The 21,808-nt window shown below is 69.1% G+C and carries 25 protein-coding genes; 19 read left to right on the top strand and 6 right to left on the bottom strand.

Translation table 11 applies throughout. The features are described 5' to 3' along the window. Positions 1–320: 320 nt before the first annotated feature. Genes ACFV9M_RS39520 through ACFV9M_RS39505 form a run of 4 tightly spaced genes read right to left on the bottom strand, consistent with a single transcriptional unit; the run spans position 321 to position 3,795 of the window. Positions 321–806 (bottom strand): gamma-glutamylcyclotransferase family protein, encoded by a 486-nt coding sequence (locus tag ACFV9M_RS39520; RefSeq protein WP_385077601.1) that lies wholly within the window; start codon positions 804–806, stop codon positions 321–323. A gap of 16 nt (positions 807–822) precedes the next feature. Next, positions 823–1,455, bottom strand: a complete 633-nt coding sequence (locus tag ACFV9M_RS39515; protein ID WP_385077604.1) for an HAD-IA family hydrolase — start codon at positions 1,453–1,455, stop codon at positions 823–825. Between the two features lie 58 nt (positions 1,456–1,513). After that, complete coding sequence (locus tag ACFV9M_RS39510) at positions 1,514–2,395, bottom strand: aminoglycoside phosphotransferase family protein (protein WP_385077607.1); 882 nt, start codon at positions 2,393–2,395, stop codon at positions 1,514–1,516. Continuing rightward, positions 2,392–3,795, bottom strand: coding sequence for a multiprotein-bridging factor 1 family protein (locus ACFV9M_RS39505; protein ID WP_385077610.1), 1,404 nt, complete (start codon positions 3,793–3,795; stop codon positions 2,392–2,394). The genes ACFV9M_RS39510 and ACFV9M_RS39505 overlap by 4 nt, the downstream gene beginning before the upstream one ends. Before the next feature lie 159 nt (positions 3,796–3,954). Between ACFV9M_RS39505 and ACFV9M_RS39500 the strand changes: the two genes are divergently transcribed. Continuing rightward, positions 3,955–4,416, top strand: coding sequence for an ATP-binding protein (locus tag ACFV9M_RS39500; RefSeq protein ID WP_385077614.1), 462 nt, complete (start codon positions 3,955–3,957; stop codon positions 4,414–4,416). Between the two features lie 304 nt (positions 4,417–4,720). Here ACFV9M_RS39500 and ACFV9M_RS39495 read toward each other — a convergent pair whose 3' ends face one another. Together ACFV9M_RS39495 and ACFV9M_RS39490 are read right to left on the bottom strand one after the other, a co-directional pair. After that, on the bottom strand, positions 4,721–5,203 hold the full coding sequence (locus ACFV9M_RS39495; protein WP_385077617.1) for an SAM-dependent methyltransferase: 483 nt from the start codon (positions 5,201–5,203) through the stop codon (positions 4,721–4,723). Positions 5,204–5,275: 72 nt separating this feature from the next. Beyond that, on the bottom strand, positions 5,276–6,661 hold the full coding sequence (locus ACFV9M_RS39490) for a Tat pathway signal protein (RefSeq protein ID WP_385077620.1): 1,386 nt from the start codon (positions 6,659–6,661) through the stop codon (positions 5,276–5,278). Between the two features lie 189 nt (positions 6,662–6,850). Here ACFV9M_RS39490 and ACFV9M_RS39485 point away from each other — a divergent pair, with 189 nt between their 5' ends. The 18 genes from ACFV9M_RS39485 (at position 6,851) to istB (ending at position 21,656) form a co-directional block, all read left to right on the top strand. Then, positions 6,851–7,348 carry a DUF6415 family natural product biosynthesis protein gene (locus ACFV9M_RS39485; RefSeq protein ID WP_385077623.1) on the top strand — a complete coding sequence of 166 codons (498 nt, stop codon included), beginning with the start codon at positions 6,851–6,853 and terminating at the stop codon, positions 7,346–7,348. A gap of 232 nt (positions 7,349–7,580) precedes the next feature. Beyond that, entirely contained in the window at positions 7,581–9,425 is a 1,845-nt protein-coding gene (locus tag ACFV9M_RS39480; RefSeq protein ID WP_385077626.1) for a glycoside hydrolase family 15 protein, read from the top strand. Then, positions 9,425–10,885, top strand: a complete 1,461-nt coding sequence (locus ACFV9M_RS39475; protein ID WP_385077630.1) for an ATP-binding protein — start codon at positions 9,425–9,427, stop codon at positions 10,883–10,885. Before ACFV9M_RS39480 ends, ACFV9M_RS39475 begins: the two co-directional genes overlap by 1 nt. Beyond that, positions 10,882–11,292: a roadblock/LC7 domain-containing protein gene (locus ACFV9M_RS39470; protein WP_385077632.1), complete on the top strand. Its 411-nt coding sequence runs from the start codon at positions 10,882–10,884 to the stop codon at positions 11,290–11,292. Before ACFV9M_RS39475 ends, ACFV9M_RS39470 begins: the two co-directional genes overlap by 4 nt. After that, positions 11,289–11,645, top strand: coding sequence for a DUF742 domain-containing protein (locus ACFV9M_RS39465; protein ID WP_385077635.1), 357 nt, complete (start codon positions 11,289–11,291; stop codon positions 11,643–11,645). Before ACFV9M_RS39470 ends, ACFV9M_RS39465 begins: the two co-directional genes overlap by 4 nt. After that, complete coding sequence (locus ACFV9M_RS39460; RefSeq protein WP_385077638.1) at positions 11,623–12,225, top strand: ATP/GTP-binding protein; 603 nt, start codon at positions 11,623–11,625, stop codon at positions 12,223–12,225. The genes ACFV9M_RS39465 and ACFV9M_RS39460 overlap by 23 nt, the downstream gene beginning before the upstream one ends. After that, complete coding sequence (locus tag ACFV9M_RS39455) at positions 12,222–13,400, top strand: cytochrome P450 (RefSeq protein ID WP_385077640.1); 1,179 nt, start codon at positions 12,222–12,224, stop codon at positions 13,398–13,400. Before ACFV9M_RS39460 ends, ACFV9M_RS39455 begins: the two co-directional genes overlap by 4 nt. A gap of 13 nt (positions 13,401–13,413) precedes the next feature. Beyond that, positions 13,414–14,646 (top strand): cytochrome P450, encoded by a 1,233-nt coding sequence (locus tag ACFV9M_RS39450; RefSeq protein ID WP_385077643.1) that lies wholly within the window; start codon positions 13,414–13,416, stop codon positions 14,644–14,646. A gap of 24 nt (positions 14,647–14,670) precedes the next feature. After that, on the top strand, positions 14,671–15,150 hold the full coding sequence (locus ACFV9M_RS39445) for a LuxR C-terminal-related transcriptional regulator (protein WP_385077645.1): 480 nt from the start codon (positions 14,671–14,673) through the stop codon (positions 15,148–15,150). Continuing rightward, on the top strand, positions 15,147–15,797 hold the full coding sequence (locus ACFV9M_RS39440) for a hypothetical protein (protein ID WP_385077648.1): 651 nt from the start codon (positions 15,147–15,149) through the stop codon (positions 15,795–15,797). The genes ACFV9M_RS39445 and ACFV9M_RS39440 overlap by 4 nt, the downstream gene beginning before the upstream one ends. After that, complete coding sequence (locus ACFV9M_RS39435; RefSeq protein ID WP_385077651.1) at positions 15,794–16,369, top strand: DUF6624 domain-containing protein; 576 nt, start codon at positions 15,794–15,796, stop codon at positions 16,367–16,369. The genes ACFV9M_RS39440 and ACFV9M_RS39435 overlap by 4 nt, the downstream gene beginning before the upstream one ends. 74 nt (positions 16,370–16,443) lie before the next feature. Next, complete coding sequence (locus ACFV9M_RS39430; RefSeq protein WP_385077654.1) at positions 16,444–16,899, top strand: DUF6082 family protein; 456 nt, start codon at positions 16,444–16,446, stop codon at positions 16,897–16,899. Positions 16,900–17,033: 134 nt separating this feature from the next. After that, the gene (gene amcB, locus ACFV9M_RS39425; protein WP_385077657.1) at positions 17,034–18,185 is read left to right on the top strand and encodes a cyclophane-forming radical SAM peptide maturase AmcB; all 1,152 of its coding nucleotides are present in this window, start codon (positions 17,034–17,036) and stop codon (positions 18,183–18,185) included. Beyond that, positions 18,182–18,370: a multiple cyclophane-containing RiPP AmcA gene (amcA, locus tag ACFV9M_RS39420; RefSeq protein ID WP_385077660.1), complete on the top strand. Its 189-nt coding sequence runs from the start codon at positions 18,182–18,184 to the stop codon at positions 18,368–18,370. Before amcB ends, amcA begins: the two co-directional genes overlap by 4 nt. Before the next feature lie 74 nt (positions 18,371–18,444). Then, positions 18,445–19,131, top strand: coding sequence for a pentapeptide repeat-containing protein (locus tag ACFV9M_RS39415; protein WP_385077663.1), 687 nt, complete (start codon positions 18,445–18,447; stop codon positions 19,129–19,131). Positions 19,132–19,160: 29 nt separating this feature from the next. Continuing rightward, complete coding sequence (locus ACFV9M_RS39410) at positions 19,161–19,886, top strand: hypothetical protein (protein WP_385077666.1); 726 nt, start codon at positions 19,161–19,163, stop codon at positions 19,884–19,886. Between the two features lie 389 nt (positions 19,887–20,275). Then, the gene (locus ACFV9M_RS39405) at positions 20,276–20,863 is read left to right on the top strand and encodes a hypothetical protein (RefSeq protein WP_385077669.1); all 588 of its coding nucleotides are present in this window, start codon (positions 20,276–20,278) and stop codon (positions 20,861–20,863) included. Positions 20,864–20,867: 4 nt separating this feature from the next. Continuing rightward, positions 20,868–21,656, top strand: coding sequence for an IS21-like element helper ATPase IstB (gene istB / locus ACFV9M_RS39400; protein ID WP_385077672.1), 789 nt, complete (start codon positions 20,868–20,870; stop codon positions 21,654–21,656). The last annotated feature ends 152 nt before the right edge of the window (positions 21,657–21,808 follow it).

Below are 21,808 nucleotides of genomic sequence, written 5' to 3'. Positions count from 1 at the left end.
CGCCGGGCGCGATCTCGCGAGCTCATGACCACGCCAAGACCAAGGACTTATTTTTCGACACTCCCCAGGGCTTCGGCGTAGTCGCGTGACGCCCGCTTCGTGGCGGACTGCCAGCTCAGCGGCGGTGCGCTCGGAACGTGACAGGCACGGCGAAGCCCTTGTCGCGGAGCGCCAGGAGGGAATGTCGCAGTCGGCAGCGGAGACAGAGTTGGGTCGCCCCTCGTTCTGACCTGTACTCCGCGTTCGCATGTGTGGGCGGTCCCGAGCGCGGCGGACATGAGCGCTCGTCAACGCCGCAGGCACATCAACCGCGCACTGGTTCAGCAGCCAGCTCTGGCCGCCAGTTCCGAAGCGATCCGGGCGCAACGCCCGGCGTACGCCTGAAGGTGGCACTCCTGGAACTCTGCCGCGTCCCAGTCCTCCGCCTTGACTTCTCCGCCCGGCCAGACGTAACCCCAGGCCACAGAGCGGCAGGTCACCTCGATGCGCTGCAGGTCGTACCGATCATCTTCAAAGGCATCGAGGACTCTCCACTCCCGTTCGCTCATACCCGTCAACAACAGGCCGCGAGCTTCGCAGCCGGGAGCGGAGACAAGACCGGGGTACACGCGGCCTTCGAGAGCCGCTGCGCGCCAGCCCAGCGTGGTGGTGGGCTGGCGCTGGGGGACGCGTCCGATGAGACCGCTAAGCACTATCTCGAACTGGAGAGTGCCGTACACGAACAGTGCCGTCGGACTGTCAGCAAGTCGGTTCGGCAGAGGAGCGTGTAAGCCCGTCGAGTGGTCCGTCGGGTTTGAGTCCCGCATGTACGCCTCCGTTGGCTCAGGCCGGGGTTGGGTCAAACAGGAGAGAGTCCAGGATGGCCGCAGTAGCGACCGGGTCCGTGGTGTGGTGCACAGTCCTGATGCCTAGGGTCTCGGCCGGCGGCAGGTTCTCCGCGTGGTCGTCCACGAACACGCACTCCGGGCCAGTCAGCTCCAAGGCGCCGAGGGCTCGCTCGTAGATGAGCGGTGACGGCTTCCGTACACCCTCCAACTCCGAGAGGATCACCGCGTCGAAGAAACCGGTCCACATGCCCTTGTCAGCGTACGGGTTGTAGGGCTCGATCCCGAAGCTGTTGCTGAGCATGGCGACCTTGATTCCGGCCGCGCGGGCGCGCTTCGCCACGGCGACGATCTGCGGCTCGGGGTGGAGATTGGCGAGCGCGCGCTGCATCAAGTTGGTGGGGTCGATGCCGAGGATGCCGCCGATGACACGGTTCCAGTCCTCCTGCGTCGCCTTCCCCACTTCCAGCGCTGCGTAGATCGCGACGCCTTCGGGATTGTCGTTGAGGGCCGCGAAGTATTCGCCGGGCTTCAGGCCCTCTGCCCTTTCGAACGCCTGCCCGTTCAGCCTCATATGGGTGGTGAGCACACCGCCGAAGTCGAGAATCAGGCCACGGCGCTTGGTTGGCAAAGCAGCCTCCTTGTATGCGTACAAGCGTGAGCAGCTCGTAGTGGGACCGGTCCGTGGGCTACATGATCCCCTTCCATCGCCACGGTGGCGCCCCGCACCGGCCGCGCAAGCAGTCAATGCGGTACTGTGCCTCGCGACGCCATTCCGGGTGGGTGGCAGCGTGCTGCGCAACGTAGGTCGCCATCCGCAACTCACGTGCTGAGGAGAGGAGTTCATACCCTTCCCACTCTGTGACGTCAGTGCCATAGGTCTCGCAGAACTCGGCGTACTCGTGGGCAGACACCGCGCCGGTCGTGGTGAGCTTCACCGCGGTCGACACGAGATCCCATTCCGGCGGGCCGAACGAAGCGCGCTCGAAGTCCATCAGCAACGGGCCGGCCGCCGTGCGCGCCACGTTGCCGACCCATGCATCTCCGTGGACTACGCACTCCGCCAGGCCCTTCGGTCTGGTAGCCCACTGGCCCTTGAGGTATGCGAGCCGGCCGTGCAGCCACTGCCGGTCATCGTCAGAGATGGTGCTTGCTGCTTCGATGCGCTCGACCAGCCGGACGAACGGGTCCAGCTCGCCCAGCGGCAGGTCTGGTTTCGGCAGAGCGTGCAGTTTTTTGAGGAGCGCGACGACGTCGGCGACGGTCCCGATTTCGTGTGGCGGCAGCTCTTGCCAGAATGTCACCGGGTGCCCGTTGGCAGTTACCGGCTGCCGCAGGTCGAGGGCACGTACGGCGGGCAGCCCTTGGGTGGCCAGCCAGCGGGCGACCTGAACCTCACGCGTTGCGGCGGCGGACTGGCCGGGCTGGGCGATGCGCACCACGGTCCCCCCGGGCAGACGCCATATGGCGTTCTCGGCGAGCCGTATCGGTTCGGCGTCCGTCGCGTCGAGGCCGACGGCGAGGCACGCCGCCTGTAGTACTGCTGGGGTGGGCGTGGGTGAAGTGGTCACGCCTGCACCGTAGCCGCGATGCGCTCGCGCAGGTCCCTGGCCTCGGAGAGCCTCTGGTAACGGCCCGCGAACCGGGCGAGTTCCCGCAGGTCGTCTGCAGCCCGGCACGAGGTCAGCCTCCCGACATCGTCCAATGCTCGATGACCGAGCACAACCGCGTGCCGCGGATCGCCGCCCTTGGCCATGACCAGGGAAGCGAGCTTCGTCGCAGAGATGCCACGCGAGCGGGCGAAGGCGTCGCCGTGGCCTTTCACCGCGATCTCGAAGCGGCGGCCGGCTTGCCCCGGGTCCTCGTCCGCGTGGACCGCGAGATCGAACAGCGCGTGAGCGGTGTCGCCGTGGTGCTGGGCATCGTCGTAGTACGCCATCCACGGTGGATCCTGAGCCGGGTCGGACTGTTCGAAGGCGGCGTCGGCTTCTCCGACCGCGCGCAGGGTGTTGCCCACGTCGCACATCTTGGCGAAGGCGCGGGCACGCGCGGTGTGCAGCATGGCGCGCTCGGTCGCAGTGAGGCGGTCGGAGCGCACCAGGCCCTTCTCCGCGTGTGTGAGACCGGTGTCCGGGTCTCCGACCCAGATTTCCTGCCGGGCCATGAACGAGTACGTCTTGGCGCGCAAGTGCCACTCCCCGGCTTCTTCCGCGCACTCGGCGGCTAGCCGGAAGCTGACTCGGGCGTCGTCGTGGGCGTAAGCGTCGAACTGCGAGGCGCCGACAACGATCCCTAGCCGGGCCACGGATGCCAGAAGTTCGGGCCGCAGTGGCTCGGGGCACGGGACCGGCAGCAGGGATGCGCCCCACGTGATGGCGCCGCGGGCGAGTTCTCGTACCGCGCCGCCGCCTCCGTGCTCGTTGTCCTGGCGGTGGATGACATCAGCGAGCGACTTCAGCTGTCCGATCTCGCGCGGGCGGATCTGAGTCGGGATCTCCCGGGGGGCGGCTGGGGAAACGAGGTGGACGAGGTCTATGGGTGCGATGGCGGCAAGGCCACTCGTGGCAAGGAAGGCGCGACGGTCCACAGAGGCAGGGCTCCCACTTGGAGGTGTTGTACTACCTCCGCCCAGGATGCAGCCTTCATGGACCTGAACCGACGCCTCTGCCCTGCTGGGGGGTGCACTTTCCGTTTCGGGGCGGGCTTTTTCCGTTTGTCTGAACACCATTCCCCACGCCCTGGTGAGGACGCCGCCGGTCTGCAGGACCTCGTCCAGGCGCTCGGCCAAGTCCTTCGAGCAAGTGGCAGTCCCCTTCTCGATCTTCTCAATGAGTGAGCTGCTGACCTGCACTCTGGCGGCCAATTCAGCGTGCGTGAGAGGGCCGCGTTTCTTGCGCGAGGTCCGCAGTTCATAGCCGAACCAGTCACGCGGAGACGCATCCGGAGTCAACTGCTTCTCGGGTCTTGGCATGGGCTGTTCCTCGCTCGTGAAACGGAAGATCGAGGTTTCCGCATCAAGATCTGCACGCGGTTCTGTCGGCCTGGCTCAATGGTTGCTCACGGCCGCCACCCCAGTACACACCGCATCCGGCGCCGATTGGAGAGATTTCGTCGAACGAGGGACTCCCCCATGAAGGCAGACCTGATGGAGGCTCAACAGCCCGTCACGAAGAGCACAAGCGCGACGGTCCGGACAAGCTCCGGAGCATGCGAAATCGACATCGCTCTGACAGCCACAGCCGTCTCGCGCGTGCGTGACCTCGTCAGTGCGTGCCTGCGTCTGTGGGGCTTGACCGAACTCGACTGGCGGGTCACTCTCACCGCCTCCGAACTGCTGACGAACGCCTTCCAGCACGCCCGTAGGGAGGATGAGTCCTCGGTTCGAGTGAAGGTCGTTCTCACCCGCACTCCTGACGGTGTCTTCCTGTGCGTCAGTGACCCGCACCCCCGGCTCCCGGCCCTTGTCTCGGCCGGCGACAACGACGAAGGCGGTCGCGGCCTGGTGCTGATCAAGAAGCTCAGCGACAGATACGGCTGCTCGTCCACTGCGCACGGCAAAGACGTTTGGGCCACGATCCTGCACTCCGCGTAGTCACAACTCCCCTATCTCACAAGAGACCCGAAAGGACCACCACCATGTGCCGGCACTCGCCGCCGTTCCCCAAGGCCGACGCAGCCGACGCGAAGGCCGACGGCATTTCATCGTCGGCGACGATGCGCTCGGCAAACCCGAACGAGGCTTCGGGCCGGGGCCCGGCCCTGGTGCGGAACCTCCCCGGGGAGGGGGAGGTTAGCGAGGACGCCCGTACCTCCCGGTCTACCTTCCGTATCCCCGCGGGCAGGCCGTGATGAATGCCCGCGGGGGCGCCACCGTCGAGGACTCACGGCAAGCCTGTCTACGAGCGCTCCAACACGTCATGCCAGTAGGTCGCAAGCATCTCGCCCGGCCAGGCCGGCTGGCGAATCGCACCTCGGGGTCCCATCTCCTGAAAGTAAGGGGCCAGGTCCACGACCGGCGTCCCGTCGACCGCGTCGAGATCCGTCACCAGAAGATCGCGGCCTTCCACGCCCAGCAACCTCGGGTAGCTGACGGCCAGTTGGTTGGGTCGCCGGTGATTCCGGTGGACGAATGTTCCGGTCGCCGGCCACTGCGCGTTGCCCCGGGGGCTGCGGGCGTGGAGTTGGACATCCTCGGGCTGCGCCAGGTGGAAGCGCCACGTCACCGTCAGGTGGGAGAACTCCTCGATTCCCTGCAGCGTTTCGAGGGGGTACGCCTCGTTGAGGCGGATGACGGACTCGACCCCGCTCTGGTAGTCGTCCTGAACGCGGGTGTGGCCGCCGACGACCGTCGCGATCGATTCCACCTCGTACGTCGTCACCGGTACTGGTTCCTCTCCGTTGGAGATGCGGGCCCGCGCGCTGTCGCAGGGCGCCCCAAGCCTGTGTCGCGATCAGACTATGGCCCGCAGCATGCTGCGCGCCCGGTGATCCAGTTCGGTGACGTGGCGACCGCCGCGTTGCCGGACGGGCGAGAGGTCGCTCTGTATACGGACGATGACGTCGCGGGCGCGGCCGGATTGGACGCCTGTCATGGCGTCGAGTGCTTGGTTCCAGGTGGCGCATGCCTCGTCGAGGCGGCCTTGCTGGACTTGGACGGCGCCGAGGTATCCGAGAGTGACGCTGTGGGTGCGGGCGTACTGCTGGCGTCGGCGGGTGACGACGCTGCGTTTGTAGTGGATCTCCGCGTCGAGTGGCTGTCCCATGTCACGCAGAGCACAGGCAGTCTCGTGGGCGAGGGAGGCTTCCTGGAAGAAGCCGACGCGGGCCGGTGCCTCGTTGGTGTCGGCGCGGGCGAGGTCCCGCTCTGCGCGGTTGATGGCCGCGAGGGTACCGGCCCGGTCGCCGTCGGCCGCGAATGCGCGTGCGTGGACGATCGCCAGCAGTGCCTTCTCGCGATGGCTGGCCTGGCCGTAGTGGTCACGGGACATCGAGGCGTCGGCCAGGGCGAGCGCCCTGCGTGGATGCCCGAGATCCACTGCCTGGTGAGCGAGGGCGCGCAGGACGTGGCCGCCGAGCGGCCCATCTCCGGCTTCCGCCGCGATCCGGGCGGCGATGGTGAGGTAGCGCTGGGCGGTGCGGTGCTCAGAGGCATCGAAGGCCATCCAGCCCGCGAGGTACGTCATCTCCGCCACGGCCGAGTACGTGGCGCGACGGAGCTGATCCGTGCGGAATCTGCCACCGAGCAGCGGCACCGCCTCGTCGAGCAGGTGACTGGCGAGGGCCTTGCGGCCGGAGGCGCCGCCTCGCTGCTGGTCACGCGCGGAGTAGTAGACCGTGAGATCGCGGACATCGTTGATGTCCTCCTGGGTCACCGGGCGCGGGGATGCCGGTCGGCGTTTCGCCGCTTCGGCAGGGGCGGCCGCCCACCACGAGGCGGTGGGCAGGGCGAGGTCGGCCGCGGAGTAGGCGGCGGTAGCCAGCAGTTTGCGTCGGTGCATGTCGAGATCGTCGCTTCCCAGCTCGGCCAGTGCGTTCAGAGGGTCGACGCTCCAGTCGGAACCGCTGTCGGTCGTGCCTGTCGGCCCTTCCAGCCCGAGGTCGGCCAGGGCGAGGCGGCGGCCGAGTCTGCGGGACAGCGTCTCGCGCAGGATATGCGGCGCTCTGCCACTGGGCTTTGTGCCCTGGACCCACATGGCGATGTGCGAGCGGGAGACCGCGTCGAGCTCGCGCACACCGCTCTCTGCGGCCACTCGGGCAACTGCGGCGGCTGCTTGTGGCTGGGACCACCCTGCTTCGCGCAGGAGTGCGGCGAGGGCGACGTTTCGTTCACGGGCCATGGACTGCCCCTCGGTTCCGAAATGATCTTTGACGCCTTTGACGGCCCTGCGGGCGGCGTGGGCATACCGCTCGCCGGCCATTCACGGTTCGCTCAACGTAGCGGCTGCATCACTCACTTCGCACGTCAGCCGTCGGTGCCACACGGTGATCTCGGCTCACTTTGGGTCGATCCGAACAGGAGTTGTGTCATGCGTCTTTCGCCAGTCCCTCGCCGAGGCGACACCCAGCGCGTGGGCGAGAGCAAGCGGCGAGGCCACGTCACCGCGGAGTCAGCGCCGCAGCGGAATCAAGTGGTGGCCGCGGCGGAGACGGTGGCGCTCGTACTGGGCGAGGATTCGCCGCTGCCCGAGAGCGCCGCCGACGTGGAGGACCTCGTTCGCCTTCTGCGCGGCCACGTCGCCCAGTTGGGAGCACGGACCACTCCGGACAGCCCTACCCTGCTGCGTGCGCAGCAGCTCTGCTCGGAGAGTGTCCCCGAGGGCTTCATGCCCAGCCGGGTGTACCTGGTGAAGCTCGCCGAAGCGACCCAGGAGCTCGTCGGGCATGTAGAGCGCAGCGGTACCGGGCCGATGCGTCCGAAGCGCGGGCAGCTCTGGCGGAAGCCGAGGATCAACGTGCTACGAGGGGCGGTCTTCGCGGTCGCCCTTGCCTGTCTGGTCTGGGCCGCTTCCGTGCCGCGGACATGACCCTCACCGGGGCAGTGCTCATCGGGCTGGTCCTCGGGCCGATGGCCTGGCTGGTTTTTCGCGGCGAGCGCGCGGCCGGCCCTGCTGCGGCCGATGAGGAGTCCACGCCACCTCGGATCGTCCCTCCCTCACGCCGGTGACCACCGGAATCTCTCCTTCCCAACCCTCCCCGGCCGCTGCGGCGGTCTCAACACCACCCCCGGATCCGCGGGGCCTAACGGAGATCCACACGATGAAACGTCTTCCGCGTATCGAGCAGTACGGCCTGATCGGCGATATGCAGACCAGCGCCCACGTCTGCGACGACGGTTCGATCGACTGGCTGTGCCTGCCCCGCTTCGACTCGCCGGCGCCGTTCGCCGCCCTGCTCGGTACGGAGAAGCACGGAGCGTGGCGCATGGCACCCGCCGCCGCGTACGCGGAGGGCGCCGGCGCGACCGCCGTACGGCGCTATGTCGGCCAGTCCCTCGTGCTGGAGACCGCGTGGACGACGGCATCAGGCAGCGTGACGGTCACCGATTTCATGCCGCCGCGGGACGGAGCGCCGCAGGTGATGCGGATCGTGGAGGGCACAACCGGCCAGGTGTCCATGGCGTCCACGCTGCGCGCCCGCCCCGGCTACGGGCGTATCAGTCCGTGGGTCCACGAGGTGAGCGGACGCATGGTCGCGGAGGGCGGCGAGGACGCCCTGTGGCTGGACACGGCCACCGAGCAGTCCGAGAAGGACGGGTCGATCGTCAGCTCCTTCTCGGTCGCCGCCGGCGAGAGCGTTGCGTTCGTGCTGAGTTGGCGGCCTTCCCACGGACCCGCGCCCGAGATCCCGGAGCCCGAGGCCGCGCTCCAGGCGACTCTCGCGTTCTGGGAGGACTGGACGAGCCAGTGCACGTACACCGGGCCGTTCCGCGACGCCGTCGTCCGATCGCTCATCACGCTCAAAGCGATGACGTATGCGCCCAGCGGGGGCATCGTCGCCGCGCCGACCACGTCGCTGCCGGAGGAACTCGGCGGCGGACGCAACTGGGACTACCGCTACACCTGGCTGCGCGACGCCTCCACCACCCTGGCCGCGTTGCTCGGGTCGGGGTTCCGGCAAGAGGCCGACGCCTTCCGCCGGTGGCTGCTGCGGGCCGTGGCCGGCGACCCGGAGAACCTGCAGATCATGTACGGCATCACCGGTCAACGGGACCTGCCGGAGCGGGAACTGGAGTGGCTGCCCGGCTACGAGAACTCCGCTCCGGTCCGGATCGGCAACGGGGCGGCCGACCAGCTGCAGCTCGACGTCTACGGCTACGTGATCGAGACCCTCTACCTCGCACACCGCAGCGGGGTCGCCCGCTGCGAGGACACCGCAGTCCTCCAGCAGCGGCTCATCGAGCATCTGACCGAGCGGTGGCAGCTACCCGACGAGGGGATCTGGGAAGTCCGTGGAAAGCGAAGGCACTTCGTGCACTCCAAGATCATGACCTGGGTGGCCGTCGACCGCACCATCCGACTGGTCGAGGCCGGCGCTCTGGACGCGGACCTGTTCGCTCTGATCGAGCTGCGCGAGGCCATCCACCACGACGTGTGCACACGAGGCTTCGACCCGGCCCGCAACACCTTCACCCAGTCCTACGGGTCACAGGAGGTCGATGCCGCCCTGCTGCTGATCCCCCGGATGGGCTTCCTGCCTCCGGACGATCCCCGGGTGCTCGGGACGGTGGAGGCGGTGCGCCGGCAGCTGTCCACCCCGGAGGGCTTCGTGCGCCGGTACCCGACCGCCGGCGAGCGCACCGGACTCGACGGCCTGGCCGGTGACGAGGGGACCTTCCTGCTCTGCTCGTTCTGGATGGTCGACGCGCTCGCCCTGACCGGCCGCCTGGACGAAGCCCACGCCCTCTTCGGCCGGCTCCTGGCCCTGCGTACCGACCTCGGCCTGCTCGCGGAGGAGTACGACCCCAGCAGCGGACGGCAGCTGGGCAACTTCCCGCAGGCGTACAGCCACATCGGGGTCATCGGATCCGCGCTTCTCCTGCAGCAGCTCGGCTCGGGGGCGCCCGCGTCCGAAGCGGACGTCCTCGTGGCGGCGGGTGTCTGATGAGCGTCCTCGCCGTCATCGCGATCGTCCTGCTCGCCCTCACGGCCATCGTCGCCGCGGCGGCGGCCTGGGTTGCCCGCCGCCGCTGGCAGACGGCGCGGCAGCAGGCTCATCTCCTGGGCCGCCGACAGCAGGCCACCGAGCGGGCCCTGTACCGGCTGGTCCACGAGGCGCTGCCGCAGATCCACAAGGCGGGCGGCCGGGTCGCCGTGCCTCCCCTCTCACCGGAACTGGCCGGCACCGCGGTCGGTGAGCAGCTGGAACACGCGGTCAAGGCCACGGCCGGTGTCGTCCAGGCCGTGGTCCGCGACCTCCAGTACGCGTCACACCAGGAGATCGAACAGGCGAGGACGGTCGGGGCGGAGGAGTTGCGGCGTTCGCACACGGCCGCGCAGGAAGAGATCGCACGCGTACGTGCCAACGCCGTGCGGTCGACGGAGGCCGCGGTGCGCAGCGTGTCGTCGGCGCTGGTGGGCATGGCCGCCAGGACCAGCCGCAGGGTCAGCGAGGGTGTCCGGACGCACAAGGACGACGACGCCTTCGAGACGCTGACCGGGATCGACCGCACCGTCCAGCAGACGCTGCTGGTCGCCCAGGGCTGGACCGTCCTGGCCGGCGGCAAGCTGACCCGGCACTGGAACACCACGACGCTGACCGATGTGGTGCGGGCCGCGATGGGCTACGTCGAGGACTACCAGCGCGTGGCGCCCCAGGAGCTGACCGTCGCGGTGAAGACCCGTGTGGTCGGACCCGTGGTGCACACTCTCGCCCTCCTGCTGGACAACGCGCTGCGCTTCTCACCGCCGCCGTCACGTGTCCACGTCTCCTTCGAACAAGGCCATCACGGGGTCACCGTCATCGTGGACGACAGCGGCCTGCAGATGACGCCGGAGCAGCTCGAGGAGGCGCGGGACATTCTCACCGGCCAGCGCACCGACGACATCACGCAGCTCGGTGCCCTCCCCAAGACCGGGTTCAGGGTCGCTGCGGCTCTCGCGCACGCGTACGGATTCCGGGTCGATGTCCAGGCGCCCAACGCCCTGCTGGGCACCCGCGCGCTCCTCACTCTTCCCCAGGACCTCCTCACCGCAGTGGCCGAGGCTTCGCCTGTGCCTGTGCAGGCGGCGCGAGGTGTTCCACAGGGCGCGCTGGAGCCCGTCCTGGAGGGGCGGCTCGCGCTCGCCCCGGCTGCGATACGACCGCAACCCACGCCCGCCCCGGAGTCGCCACCGGCCGAGCCCTTCGGTGAACAAGCCGCCACTCGCACGACGGCCAGCGGGCTGACGGTGCGCAACCGGCGCGGCGCTCCCGCGTCCGCTCCCGCACGCCGCCCGGCCAACGCAGAACCGGGGCGCGCGAGCGTGATCGCCGCCTGGGCTCGCGGCACCCAGGCTGCACGCGCCGAGCAGAGCTACGCCGCCCTCCGCAAGATCGACGACGAGCAAGGACACGAGGCATGAGCGAGAAGAACATCGGCTGGCTCCTGGAGCGCCTGGAGGAGACCGACGGCGTGGGGTACGCCGTACTGGTCGCGGCCGACGGCATGAGCCCGGACCATACGCCCCGGCTCCCGCGCGAGCAGGCGGAGAAGATCGCGGCCATCGCCTCCACGCTGTGGGGGGCGTCGCGGGCCTACGACCGTGAGACGGACGGCGGGGGCGTGCGCCAGTTCGTCATGGAGTCGGTCGGCCACATCTCCCTGCTCATCCCGGCCGGGGAGAACACGATGCTCGCCGTCCGCACCACAAGTCCCCATGCCGACATCGGCGTGATCAGCGAAGCTGCCCTGCGCCTGGCCGCCAGTGTCGGTGACCAGCTGGGGGTCAAGACCCGGGTGGCCGACGGCGCGGAAGCACCGCCGGCATGAGCAGGCCGCGGCAGGATCCCGACCTGGTCAGGCCCTACGTCCGCACGGGCGGGCGCACCCGCCCCAGCACGGACGTGCGCCTGGAGAGCGTGGTCTTCGCCGCGACCGGCACCCTTCCCGGACTCAATCCGGACGCACGCCGCCTGCTCGCCCTGTTCGCCGGCGCACAGGGCGGAGGACTGGCCGTCGCCGAGATCGCCTCCGCACTCGCCCTGCCGCCCTCGACCACCCGCATTCTCGTCGCCGACCTCATAGGGCACGGGCTCATGACCCTCGCGCAGAGCCACGACGACGAACGCCCTCCCGTCTCACTCATCGAAAGGGTCCTCCATGGCCTCCGCGCTCACGCCTGACCGGTTCGTCGCGCCGACGGTGACGGCTACCGCGAAGATCGTGGTAGCCGGGGCCTTCGGCGTGGGCAAGACGACCTTCGTCGGCAGCGTCTCCGAAGTGCCACCCGTGCATATGGAAGAGACCATCACCAGGGCCAGCGCCCTGGTCGACGACCTGGTCCGCACGCCGGAGAAGTCCACCACCACCGTCGGCGTGGACTTCGGGCGCAAGCACCTCAGCGACGACCTGGTGCTGTATCTCTTCGGCACCCCGGGCCAGGCCCGGTTCAGGTTCCTGTGGGAGGAGCTGATCGTCGGAGCCCTCGGCGCCCTGGTCCTCGTCGACCCCCGCGACCTGGACGCCTGCCACGAGATCCTCGGCCTCCTCGAAGACAACAGCGTGCCGTACGCGGTCGCGGTCAACCAGTTCGACGGCGCCCCCCACCACCCCCTCGCCGAGGTCCACGAAGCCCTCGCCCTGGAGGGACACACACCGCTGACCGTCTGCGACGCCCGCGAGCGAGCGTCCTGCATGCAGGCCCTGATCCAGCTCACCGAATACCTCGCCCGCCTCGCGCACCCTCTGGAGCCCCGACCGTGAGCACCGCGACCCACCGCATCCCCCTGTACGAGCCGGACTTCGCCCAAGACCCGCACATCGCCTACCAGCGCATGCGCGTCCAGTTCGGGCCACTGGTCCCGGTGGATCTGGCCCCCGGCGTGCCCGCGACGCTGGTCATCGGCTACGAGGAGGCCCGCCGCATTCTCGGCGACCCGCAGCGCTTCCCCGCAGACCCGCGCCGGTGGCAGACGTCCGTCCCGGACACCTGCCCCATCCGGCCGATGATGGAGTGGCGCCCCAACGCCCTGCGCTCGGCCGGCGCCGAGCATGCTCGCTACCGGGCCGCGAACACCGCCGCTCTCCAGGCTGTCGACCAGCACGCGCTGCGTGACCACGTCGAGGTCGTCGCCGCCCAGGCCATCAACGCCTTCAAGGCCGACGGGAAGGCCGACCTGTTGTCCCAGTACGCCTGGCCGCTCGCCTTCCAGACACTCAGCCACCTACTCGGCTGCCCCAACGAGGTCGGCCACCGGATCGCGGACGGCATGGCCAAGATCTTCGACGGGGTCAACGCCTCCATCGGCAACCAAATCCTCGCCCAGGCCGTCGCGGACCTCGTCACCCTGCGCCGCCGGCATCCCGGCGACGACGTGACCAGCAGACTCCTCGTCCACGTCGCCCAGCTAAACGACACCGAACTGGGCCAGCAGCTCATCACCCTCTACGGCGCCGGCATCGAACCACTGACCAACCTGATCACCAACACACTCCTGGAGATGCTCACCAACCCCGACTTCTCCGGAGACCTGCACGCCGGAGACGCCTCCGTCCGCGAAGCCCTGGACACGGTCCTGTACCGCGACCCCCCGCTCGCGAACTTCTCCATGACCTACCCTCCCCGGCCCGCCGACATCGGCGGCTACCTGCTCACGGCCGACGAGCCGGTGGTCATCAGCTACGCCGCCTGCAACAACGACCCCGCCCTGGGAACACGGGCGCCGCTGGGCAACCGCGCCCACCTCGCCTGGGGCGCCGGCCCGCACAGCTGCCCGGCCAGCTCGCACGCCTATCTCATCGCCGAAGCCGCCATCCTCCACATCCTCGACGCCCTGCCCGAGATGGACCTCGACACCCGCCGCGAGGACCTCACCTGGCGTCCCGGCCCGTTCCACCGCTCCCTGGTGACCCTGCCGGTCACCTTCCCCACCGGCTGAAAGAGACCCTGACGTGCCCGAGCAGCAGATACTCGTTCTCGACCCCACCGGCAGCGACCCGGACGCCGAACACCAGGCCCTGCGCGACCGCGGCCCCGCCACGCTGGTGGACATCCTCGGCGTACGCGCCTGGTCCGTCTCCGACCCGGCCCTCCTCAAGCAGCTGCTCACCAGCAAGGACGTCTCCAAGGACGGCCGCGCCCACTGGCCGGCCTTCGCCGAGACCGTCCCCACCTGGCCGCTGGCCCTGTGGATCGCGGTGGAGAACATGTTCACCGCCTACGGCACCGACCACAGCCGCCTGCGCCGCATGATCGCCCCCGCCCTCTCCGCCCGCCGCACCGCCACCCTCCAGGCAGACATCGAAACCCTGGTCAACGGCATCCTCGACGACCTCGACACGCTCCCGGCCGGCGAGACGGTCGACCTGCGCGAGCACCTCGCCTACCCGCTCCCGATCGCCGTCATCGGCCGGCTCATGGGCGTCCCCGCCAGCCGGCGCACCGAGTTCCGCACCGTGGTCGACAACGTGTTTGCCACCCACCTCACCGCCGAGGAACAGGCCGCCAACACCGCCGCCCTCTACGGCCTGCTGGACGCTCTCATCGAGACCAAGCGCACCGTGCCCGGTGAGGACATGACCTCGCTGCTGATCACCACCCGCGACGAAGAGGGCGACGGCTCCGCCCTCAGCGACGCCGAACTCCGCGACACGCTCCTGCTGATGATCAGCGCCGGATACGAGACCACCGCCAACGTCATCGACCAGGCCCTCACCACCCTGCTGTCCGACCCGCAGCAGCTCGCCCACGTCCGGGACGGACGGTGCACCTGGCAGGACATCGTCGAGGAGACCCTGCGCCACGAGCCCGCGGTCAAACACCTCCCCCTGCGCTACGCCCGCACCGACATCACGCTCCCCGACGGGCAGACCATCAGAACCGGCGACGCCATCCTCGCCTCCTATGCCGCCGCCAACCGTCACCCCGCCTTGCACGAGGACGCCGACCGGTTCGACGCCACCCGCCCCAGCAAGGAGCACCTCGCCTTCGGCCATGGCGTCCATTACTGCCTCGGTGCCCCGCTCGCCCGTCTCGAAGTCACCACGGCCCTGCGCTTGCTCTTCGCACGCTTCCCCGACGCCCAGCTCGCCACCAACCCCGAGGAGCTGCGCAGGCTGCCCAGCCTGATCAGCAACGGTCACACCACCGTCCCCGTTCGCCTGCGCCCGACCACGTCCAACTGACCGGCACCGACGAGGAAACCCGCCATGACCGCCCCCACCCCAGCACAACGCCTCACCCCTTCCGAACTGCGACTCGCCCAGCACGTTGTGGAGGGCCTGAGCGCTCGCGAGATCGCAGCCGCCACCCAGCTCAAGCTGGGCACCGTCCACTCCACGCTGCGCACCGTGCGCTGGAAGATGCACTGCCCCGAACGCTGCTCCCTCGCCGTCGTCGCCCACCGCCTCCTCGACGCCGAAGAGATCACCGCCCCGACACCGCAGCGGCCCTCTCCGGACATCAGCACCGAGCAGATCAACCTGCTCAAGGCCGTCACCGAACACAGCCAGCCCCTCGACATCGCCCGCGCCGCCAACCTCGCCCCGGCCGACCTGCGCGCCGCGCTCGACCAGCTCCTCTCCGACACGGGAGCACAGGACACCACCGGACTGGTGGTCCTGGCGCACGGCTGGAAGCTGCTGACGGCCGAGCAGGCCCACGCGACGCGGAGCGGAGCGAACAAGTGACCAGGCCCACGACTCCCCCGGTCCGCGAGGAGCGATCGGCTGCGGCATCGTCCGCGCCGACGCCGCTGGTCTCCGCATACGAGATGCGCACGTTGCGCACGGACGCCGAGCGAGAGGAAGCTGCCGCTCTCGTTCAGGACCGCCAGCGCTGGCTCACCATGCACAGTCTGCCCGTGCCCGCCCGAGCCGACATCCCGGCTCTCTTCCGATCCCTGCGGACGCAGCCGGCCGGACTGTTCGAGGACGGAAAGCTGCTGGCCTGCATGATCCCGCAACTCGACCCCGACCTCGGATGGGGCGAGGGCCCGTGCCTCTTCCTGGACTGCGTCCATACCCTGCCCGACCAGCCCGACGACATCACCCGGCTGACCACCCTCTGGGCGTCCGACTTCGCCGCCCGACTCGACCGTCCGCTCGTACGGACCGAGGCACTGGCCCGCCACGCCCTCGAAGCCGAGCCCACCGCCGCCCTTCTGCGTCGGCTCACCGACATCGGCTGGGAGGTGCGGGGATCCGTCCCCGGACGAAAGGGTGACCGAGTCGCCCGCCTCGAACTGGCTGCTGAGCACCGGTCCGGGCTGAGTGCACTAATAGGCTGCCGGGTCCACAAGCCGCAGGCAGCCCCGGACGATCGGGGCAACGCGTGACGACCGCCGAACCGCAGCGGCCCGACCTAGCACGCGAGCTGATCGTCCGCGCCGCGGAGTCGGCCGCGCGCCGGGCCCAACGAGTGCGCAACCAGCTCGATGCCGTCGAACTCGGCCGAGGCCGACACGCCGACCACGCCAACACCAAGGTCTTGCGCCGCATCCTGGCCGAACACGACTGGCCCGGCCACCGCCTCGTCGGCCCCGCCGCCGCCCGCGCCGCCTGGAGCATCGCACTTCACAGCAACGACGAATCCGACTTCCAGCGCGCCGCCGCCACCCTGTTGGAGCGTGCGGTCAAGGCCGACGATGCGCTCATCCAGCACTGGGCACACCTGCACGACCGCGTCCTGATCAACAACGGGCACGACCAGGAGTACGGAACCCAGCTCTTCCTCCGAGCCGACGGCATCGAGCTGTGCCCGCTGCGCGCGCCGGAATCTCTGGACGAGCGAAGGGCCACCGTCGGGCTGCCACCGATCGCCGTCGCCCTCAAGACGGTGCGTCGTCGGTACACCCCGGATCACTGTGTCGACGACGCCCCGACCGTTGTCCTCGCGGGGGTCGGATGAAGAAGCGGATCCCCACATTCCCCACCAGGCGGACGCTCGTCCACAACCCCGCTTCACGAGAGGACCCTTCACGCATGAAGCTCACCACCACCGTCCTCGCCTCCGGTGCTGTCCTCTCCCTCACCACCGCCGTGGGCGGAGCCGCCCGCCTCAAGCAGGACGCGCGGCACCAGGCCGAACGGAACGAGGCGATCGTCGCGCGGATCCAGCTCGACTGGCTGGCGCGGATGTCCACCCATCCTGACCTCGTCAGGCTCTGGACGCCCGAGGACATGGACGTCGAGGAGTACACGCAGCTACTGAAGGCCAACCAGCTCATCTGCACGCTCAGCCTGCGCGACCGCCTCGGCTTCGTCTGTGACGGGCACCTGCCGTTCTTCGCCTCGATGGTCATGAGCAGCGACGTCTACCGGCGGTATTGGCGACCTCCACGCCCAGGAGCCGAGGGAGAAGAGCGCACCGAGCTCTTCCCCAGGGTGCATGACCAGGCCGCGAAGAACCACCCGCAGGCGCAGCCCGCAGCAGCCTGACGACACGGCACACCGACCCCCAGACGCCACGGCATAGGCGAGTTCGCCGGCCACCGCCGTCTGGCAGCAAACTCCGGGGCCCGACCGGGTCCCTGCATCCTGCGATGTCCATGTCCGCCGAGGAGAGGACCCCAATGCGCTCTCGCCCAGCCCCGTGGCGGGCCCGCTACCAGCAGCGGTTCGCCGCTCCGCAGACCGTCGTGGTCCAGCCCACGACCTGGTGCAATCTGGACTGCCGGTACTGCTACCTTCCCTTTCGCAAGCTCAAGCACCAGATGCCCTCCAAGGTCGCCGAGGCCCTGGCGGAAGCGGTGGCCCAGTTCAAGGACGCCGACTATCCGATGGGCGTCGTCTGGCACGGCGGCGAGCCGCTCGCCGTGGGCCAGCGGACGTTCACGGCCCTGCTCGCGCCGTTCGAGGATCTGCGCCGCGCGGACCGGATCCACCACTACGTGCAGACCAACGCCACGCTGATCACCGAGACGTGGTGCGACCTGCTGACCGAGTACGACGTACGCGTCGGGGTGAGCATCGACGGCCCGGCCGCCGTGAACGCCGAGCGCGTCGACCTTCGTGGCAAGCCCGCCTTCAACCGGATCGTGCGCGGCATCGCACAGCTGCGCGAGCACGGCCTCCCGTTCTCCGTGATCTCGGTCGTCGGCACCGAGGGCATCACCAAGCCGGAGGAGCTGCTGGAGTTCCTCGCAGGGGTGGGCTGCCACTCGGCGGGCTTCAACATCGAGGAGATCGAGGGGATCAACACCGACCGGCAGCCGCCCACTCCGGTCCAGGCCGAGGAGTTCTGGCGCCGCACGATCACCTGGACCCGCGAGCACGGCGAGGCCCTGGCCGTACGGGAGGTCGAGCGACTCGCCGCCTATCTCCACCTCATCCGCACCGGACGGCGAACCGTGTGGGACCAGCGCCGCCTCGACCCGATCCCCACAATCTCCTGGAAAGGCGACGTGGTCCTGCTCTCCCCGGAACTCGCCGACACCACGGCGCCTGAGTACGGCGACTTCGTGGCCGGCAACATCCTCGAACAGCCGCTGCCCGAGATTCTCCGCGACGCCCACCGCCTCCGCTATGTCCGGGAGTTCCTCACCGGGCTGGACCGCTGCGAGGCCGAGTGCGAGTTCTTCGACTTCTGCCGCGGCGCCCAGGCGGCCAACCGCTACTTCGAGAACGGCACCTTCGAGACCACCGAGACCAACTACTGCCGGGTCTCCAGGCAGGCGCTGGTCACGGCCCTGTCCACGCTCGCGACCAAGGAGGCCATCACATGACCGTCCTGGAAGGACTCGCCACATCCGACTCCCCCGTCGTGATGGAGTTGACAGCCACGCGCGACGCCCCGCCCCCGGCGGTCGTTGAAGGAGCGTGGGACAACCAGCCCACGTGGGACAACTGGGCGAAGACCCCGGCCCCCTTCGACAACCGTCCCACCTGGGACAACTGGAACAAGAAGTAAGCCGGTCCGCTGCTGGCAGGACCCGGGCGTGCCAGCAGCACCGGCGACCGAGTCACTGCGATGAAAGGCCACTGATGGACACCCGCACGATCCGCCGAACGAGCGTCACGCTCCCCTCCCTGCACGAGCCGGGTCTCTACCTGTCCAACGTGACCTCGTTGGAGGGCGGCCGTGGCCGGGTAGCGGAGTTCCACTACGCCGACGCCGATCTGCGGGACCTAGACCTGTCCGACACCCACCTGATGGACGGACGGATCACCGGTCTGAAGGCCCAGCGCGCCCGGCTGGAGAAGCTCCGCGTCGACTCCGTGGAGTTCACCGGCTGCGACCTGGCATCCCTGCACTGGACCGATAGCAAGATCTCCCGAGCCGTCTTCCGCGACTGCAAGCTCATGGGCGCCACACTCGAAGACGTCACGCTCGACAACGTGCTGTTCGAGAACTGCAAGCTCGACTACAGCACCCTCACCCGCGTCCGGGCCGCCGGCCCCGTGATCTTCTCCAAATGCTCGTTGCGGGAGACCACCTTCACCTCTTGCGACTTGGGCGCCGCCCTGATCGACGACTGTGATCTACGACTGACCGAGTTCGACGGCGGGAAGTACCGCGGCCTGGACCTGCGGGGCAACGACCTTTCCCAGCTGCGGAGCCTCGCCTCGCTCAAGCAGATCGTCATTGACCAGTCCCAGACGCTCCAGCTGGCCGAGGCCCTCGCCGCGGAGCTGGACGTCACCTTCGGTGAAGACCTCGACGGCCGGTAGCTCCGCACTCGTCCTCGGGAGGATCGGCCATGGGGCCGCGACTCGTATTCGGCACGTTCGACGACATACGAGACCGGTGCGAGATCGCACCGGTCCGGCAAACCGACAACGAACCCGGCTACGACGACGGCGCCATCGTCCCCGGCGAAGACTGGAAGGCCATCACCTCCGACGAGGCCGAGCAGCACCGCGCCGACGACTCGGCACCAGACAGCGTCCGGATCGAGCTCGTCAGCCGACCGCTGCCGGACCTTGATCCGGACGACCTGGCAGGCCGCATCGAAACCGCCGCCCGGCTCGACCCTCTCAACGGCCGATGGCCCACTCAGCTCCTGGGCTGCACGGCCAGCCCCGGCAACTGGGCCACCACCACCGAGGACTCCGCCACCCGTCGCCGCATCGGCCTGCACGTCGACAACTTCGACCGGCTGCCCTACCCCAGACGCCACCACGGCCGCCGCCGGCTCTGCCTCAACCTTGGCCCCGGCCCTCGCTACCTGCTTATCGGCGACCACGACATCCAGCAGATCTGCCGCACACTCCACGCCGACTCGGGCCGGCACTACCCCCACACCCAGCACGTACGCCAGTACGTCACCGATGGGCACCCGCTGCGCTGCTTGCGCATCCGCCTCGAACCGGGTGACGGCTACATCGCACCAACCGAACTCCTGCCGCACGACGGCTCCACCCTCGGCATCGACCAGCCCTCCGTGGCCGCCTTCTGGCTCGGCCGGCCGTCGAGCGCGACATGAAAGTTCAGGGTGTTCTGTCCGCCTTTCCAGAGCTTCGCCTCAGTCACCGGCCAACTGCCCCCTCGACGGAAGCGGGCAGGGGAGCGCCGGACACGGCATTACCCGCGCACGGGGACGCTGGCGTCCGGGCGTCACGAGAGAAGATCAAGCCGCTGTCGGGCACAGCTCAGGGTGGTCAGTTCGGCGAGCAGGTGTCGCTGACGTCATCCGCCCGAGAGCGCGCCGGCGGGGGAGCCCAGCGCCCCGCGGGCCGAGGCGAGGAATGCAGTCCTCGCCTGCTGTCGCCGTTCCTTGAACCGTGACCCCCTTTCGGTCGATGAAAAGTGACCCCTTCCGTGATCAAGTGATCAGTCTGGCTCCATGGGAGTCAGGTGGAAGAGGTGATCGGTGTGGAGGACTGGGCTGAGATCCGGCGGCTCCACAAGGGTCTGGTCGAGCGGGCCAACGGCTACCTGGAGACGTCGTTCCTGCCCGGCAGGGTGTTCACTTCCCCGGCCGACTTCAACACGCAGCTGACCGCATGGCTTGAGGTCGCCAACCGCCGGGTGCACCGCGCCCTGGATGCCCGTCCGGCCGAGCGGTGGGAGGCCGACCGGGCCGCGATGCTGCCGCTGCCGCCGACCGCGCCGCCGCGCTGGTGGCAGACCTCGGTGCGGATCGGCCGCGACCACTACATCCGCCTGGACACCTGCGACTACTCCGTCCACCCGGCCGCGATCGGGCGCATCGTGCGGATCGAGGCGGACACCGAAACAGTACGGGCTCATCTGGACGGCCGCCTGGTCGTCGGCCATGCGCGCTGCTGGGCCCGCCACCAGACGCTGACCGACCCCGACCACGCCGATGCCGCCACGGCGATGCGCAGCCAGTACCGCCAGACCGGGGCCGGCGCCGCGGTGGTGGAGGTCGCGCAGCCGGATCTGCCGGCCTACGACCGCGTCTTCCAGCTGATCGAGGGCGGCGGAGGAGAGGAGTGACGCCATGGCCACCCGCACCACCGCGTCCCGGGACGTCGCCGCCGAACTGGCCTTCCTCAGCCGCGCGTTGAAGGCACCGGCCCTGCTGGACGCTGCCGGCCGGCTCGCCGAACGCGCCACCGCCGAGTCCTGGACACACCAGGAGTATCTGGCCGCCTGCCTGCAGCGCGAGGTCGCTGCCCGCGAGGCCCACGGCGGCGAAGGCCGTATCCGCGCGGCCCGTTTCCCCGCCCGCAAGACCTTGGAGGAGTTCGACTTCGCTCACCTGCGCGGGCTGAAACGGGAGGCGGTGGCTCACCTGGGCACCCTGGACTTCATCACCGGCAGGGAGAACGTGATCTTCCTCGGCCCGCCCGGCACCGGCAAGACGCACCTGGCCATCGCCCTGGGCATCCGCGCCTGCCAGGCCGGACACCGCGTCGCGTTCGCCACCGCCTCCCAGTGGGTCGACCGCCTGGCCGCCGCCCACACCACCGGCAAGCTCCAGGACGAACTCCTCCGACTGGCGCGCGTCCCCGTTCTGGTGATCGATGAGGTCGGCTACATCCCGTTCGAACCAGAAGCGGCGAACCTGTTCTTCCAGCTGATCTCGGGCCGCTACGAACGCGCCTCCGTGATCGTGACCAGCAACAAGCCGTTCGGACGCTGGGGAGAGGTCTTCGGCGACGACACCGTCGCCGCCGCCATGATCGACCGTCTCGTCCACCACGCCGATGTGCTCTCCTTGAAGGGAGACTCCTACCGGCTCAAAGACCGCGACATCGGCCGCACACCGAGCGCGGCAACCGGGTGAACAAGTACACACACGGGGTCGACAAGGCCCTTGCCAAGGCCACGGCGAGGAGCTGATGGGGCCTGTCCCCGAGTGGTGGACACCTCTGATCCCGGCCCCGGTAGAGGTCGGGTAGGAGGCATCTTTTATGGTGATGAAGGTCTACTCGCCCG

It is taken from the genome of Streptomyces sp. NPDC059895, from assembly GCF_042731035.1.
Classification (GTDB): Bacteria; Actinomycetota; Actinomycetes; order Streptomycetales; family Streptomycetaceae; genus Streptomyces.
The sequence above is the reverse complement of the archived record's forward strand: the minus strand, read 5'-3'. Positions and strand labels throughout refer to the sequence as shown.

What these genes read in the sequence shown, in the direction of transcription:
- ACFV9M_RS39520 (WP_385077601.1), bottom strand. Translation starts at nt 806, where the DNA reads ATGCGGGACTCAAACCCGACGGACCACTCGACGGGCTTACACGCTCCT.
- ACFV9M_RS39505 (WP_385077610.1), bottom strand. Translation starts at nt 3,795, where the DNA reads ATGCCAAGACCCGAGAAGCAGTTGACTCCGGATGCGTCTCCGCGTGAC.
- ACFV9M_RS39500 (WP_385077614.1), top strand. Translation starts at nt 3,955, where the DNA reads ATGAAGGCAGACCTGATGGAGGCTCAACAGCCCGTCACGAAGAGCACA.
- ACFV9M_RS39490 (WP_385077620.1), bottom strand. Translation starts at nt 6,661, where the DNA reads ATGGCCCGTGAACGAAACGTCGCCCTCGCCGCACTCCTGCGCGAAGCA.
- ACFV9M_RS39485 (WP_385077623.1), top strand. Translation starts at nt 6,851, where the DNA reads ATGCGTCTTTCGCCAGTCCCTCGCCGAGGCGACACCCAGCGCGTGGGC.
- ACFV9M_RS39480 (WP_385077626.1), top strand. Translation starts at nt 7,581, where the DNA reads ATGAAACGTCTTCCGCGTATCGAGCAGTACGGCCTGATCGGCGATATG.
- ACFV9M_RS39475 (WP_385077630.1), top strand. Translation starts at nt 9,425, where the DNA reads ATGAGCGTCCTCGCCGTCATCGCGATCGTCCTGCTCGCCCTCACGGCC.
- ACFV9M_RS39470 (WP_385077632.1), top strand. Translation starts at nt 10,882, where the DNA reads ATGAGCGAGAAGAACATCGGCTGGCTCCTGGAGCGCCTGGAGGAGACC.
- ACFV9M_RS39465 (WP_385077635.1), top strand. Translation starts at nt 11,289, where the DNA reads ATGAGCAGGCCGCGGCAGGATCCCGACCTGGTCAGGCCCTACGTCCGC.
- ACFV9M_RS39460 (WP_385077638.1), top strand. Translation starts at nt 11,623, where the DNA reads ATGGCCTCCGCGCTCACGCCTGACCGGTTCGTCGCGCCGACGGTGACG.
- ACFV9M_RS39445 (WP_385077645.1), top strand. Translation starts at nt 14,671, where the DNA reads ATGACCGCCCCCACCCCAGCACAACGCCTCACCCCTTCCGAACTGCGA.
- ACFV9M_RS39430 (WP_385077654.1), top strand. Translation starts at nt 16,444, where the DNA reads ATGAAGCTCACCACCACCGTCCTCGCCTCCGGTGCTGTCCTCTCCCTC.
- amcB (WP_385077657.1), top strand. Translation starts at nt 17,034, where the DNA reads ATGCGCTCTCGCCCAGCCCCGTGGCGGGCCCGCTACCAGCAGCGGTTC.
- amcA (WP_385077660.1), top strand. Translation starts at nt 18,182, where the DNA reads ATGACCGTCCTGGAAGGACTCGCCACATCCGACTCCCCCGTCGTGATG.
- ACFV9M_RS39415 (WP_385077663.1), top strand. Translation starts at nt 18,445, where the DNA reads ATGGACACCCGCACGATCCGCCGAACGAGCGTCACGCTCCCCTCCCTG.
- ACFV9M_RS39410 (WP_385077666.1), top strand. Translation starts at nt 19,161, where the DNA reads ATGGGGCCGCGACTCGTATTCGGCACGTTCGACGACATACGAGACCGG.
- istB (WP_385077672.1), top strand. Translation starts at nt 20,868, where the DNA reads ATGGCCACCCGCACCACCGCGTCCCGGGACGTCGCCGCCGAACTGGCC.